This is a genomic window from Streptomyces fildesensis, assembly GCF_016107395.1.
GTDB lineage: Bacteria > Actinomycetota > Actinomycetes > Streptomycetales > Streptomycetaceae > Actinacidiphila > Actinacidiphila fildesensis.
Window position 1 is genome coordinate 1 of sequence record NZ_JAAIKO010000224.1, and the last position, 347, is coordinate 347.

The following is a 347-nucleotide window of genomic DNA, read 5'->3' on the forward strand; positions in this document are numbered from 1 at the left end:
GTGGGCTTCAATAGCCTTGAACAATGTGATGCCTTCCTCTTTGCCGCCATTAGCATGCTCTGTGCAGTCCTCATCGCCCTTGGTGTGGTACTTGATTTTGTTCTTGTAGATAGATCCTCCGTCTGGAGAAGCCGACACTGTCAGCTCATGAGAAATTGATTCAATGAAACCACATAACATGTCTCCGTCGATCACTGTGTACTTGATTGAGTAGTGTTCTTTGTCAACCGCATCAATCCTGTGTGTCATGAACTTGAATTTGTGTCCTTCACTGAAGTGAATCTTCTTGATGGTTCCGGGACCTCCATCGCCTTGAATGACTTCCACACACTTCACAACGTTAGGTA

Annotated in this window: 1 protein-coding gene; it reads right to left on the reverse strand. The window is 45.5% G+C overall.

What is annotated here, in order from left to right; translation table 11 throughout:
- A partial coding sequence (locus C6N31_RS42690; protein WP_307811621.1) for a pathogenesis-related BetVI family protein occupies nt 1-327 on the reverse strand: 327 nt, incomplete at its 3' end.
- Nucleotides 328-347: the final 20 nt, after the last annotated feature.